General features: G+C 71.7%; 1 protein-coding gene. It reads left to right on the forward strand.

Going from position 1 to position 1228, the window contains the following annotated elements; genetic code table 11:
• Positions 1–1228, forward strand: a 1228-nt coding sequence (locus F3J15_RS37385) for an efflux RND transporter periplasmic adaptor subunit (RefSeq protein ID WP_166897826.1), incomplete at both ends; no start/stop codon positions are given.

Below are 1228 nucleotides of genomic sequence, written 5' to 3' on the forward strand. Positions count from 1 at the left end.
CCGTCGCGCTCGCCGCCGCGCTGCTCGCGATCGGCATCGTGCCGCGCATCGATGCGCGCGCCGCGCAGCGCGCGCAGCTGGCCGCGCAGCAAGCGCTGCCGGTATCGGTGATCGCGCCCGGCACGGCGCCCGCCGACCAGACGCTGACGCTGCCCGGTTCGGTGATGCCGTTCGCGGAAGCGTCGATCTATGCGCGCACCAGCGGCTACATCGCGCACTGGAGCGCGGATCTCGGCACGCACGTGAAGGCCGGCCAGACGCTCGCGCAGATCGCCGCGCCCGATCTCGATGCGCAGTTGCGCCAGGCGCGCGCCGACGCGGCAACCGCGCAGGCGAACTACGACTATGCGAAATCGACCGCGCAGCGCTGGCAGGACATGCTGAAGTCGCAATCGGTGTCGCAACAGGACACGGACACGAAGGTGGCCGACATGAACGCGAAGCGTGCGATGCTCGCGTCCGCGCAGGCGAACGTCGCGCACCTGAACGAGCTGGTGTCGTACGAAGCGGTCAGCGCGCCGTTCGACGGCGTGATCACCGCCCGCAACGTCGACGTCGGCACGCTCGTCACCGCGGGCGGCACGCCGGGCAGTCCGGGCCTGTCCGGCGAACTGTTCCATCTGGAGCAAACCGGCACGCTGCGCGTGTTCGTCGACGTGCCGCAGGACAGCGCAGCCGACGTATCGACCGGCACGCCTGTCTACCTGACCACGCAGCAGTATCCGGGGCGGCACTTTGCCGCGCGCGTCGCACGCACGGCAGGCGCGATCGATCCGGTCACGCGCACGCTGCGCGTCGAAATCGACGTCGACAACGCCGACGGCGCGCTGCTGCCCGGCGCGTATGCGCAGGCGCACCTCGTCGTCGCGAGCGCCGCGCCCGCGCTCGAGCTGCCCGTCAGCGCGCTGCTGTTCCGGCCGGACGGCGTGACGGTGGCGACCGTCGCCGCGAACGGACGCACCGTGCTCAAGCGCGTGCAGATCGGGCGCGATTTCGGCACACGCGTCGAGATCGTTTCGGGGCTCGCGGCAGGCGATCGCGTGATCGACAACCCGGGCGATGCGATCACGGCCGGCGAAGTCGTGAAAATCGTGTCGATTGCGCACGCGGCGGCACCGGTCGCCGTTTCGTCCGCGCAAAGCGCGCAACCCGCGCCCGCGAGCAGTGCGGGCGGCGTGCCGCCGATACGCGCGAACGGCGCAGCACCGGCCGCGCCGGCCGCATCGAC

It is taken from the genome of Burkholderia sp. Ap-955, from assembly GCF_011753045.1.
Lineage (GTDB): Bacteria > Pseudomonadota > Gammaproteobacteria > Burkholderiales > Burkholderiaceae > Burkholderia > Burkholderia lata_D.